Below are 331 nucleotides of genomic sequence, written 5' to 3'. Positions count from 1 at the left end.
GGATGCTTCGCCTCTGATCGACAAACATCCGAAAGATGCGCCTAACGATCTTAAGCTCCTCAGGAGGTCCCGGAACGTAAATCACGCGGTCGGTGCTCAGCCCCTTTTCTTCGCCCGGCCCAAGAAGAAAACGAGGCTGCCCGTCTTTGCTGATCAACATACGTCTTACCCCATAGGGCAATGGACCGCCTTGTTTGAACCCAAGGCCAGCCTGCTGCGTCTGCGCCCTTGAAATTTTCGCCGAGAGTTCCCGACTGTACTCGCTTGCCATGACGCGCTTAAGGTTCTTGACGATGGTTGAGACCATGCTGCCGTCGTTTTCAAAAGGCTC

At 55.0% G+C, this 331-nt stretch carries 1 pseudogene; it reads right to left on the bottom strand.

Annotated elements, in window-relative coordinates:
* Positions 1–331, bottom strand: a pseudogene (locus P9272_RS35985) (recombinase family protein); the annotation flags it as partial.

The sequence above is a fragment of the Mesorhizobium sp. WSM4976 genome (assembly GCF_029625685.1).
Classification (GTDB): domain Bacteria; phylum Pseudomonadota; class Alphaproteobacteria; order Rhizobiales; family Rhizobiaceae; genus Mesorhizobium.
The sequence above is the reverse complement of the archived record's forward strand: the minus strand, read 5'-3'. Positions and strand labels throughout refer to the sequence as shown.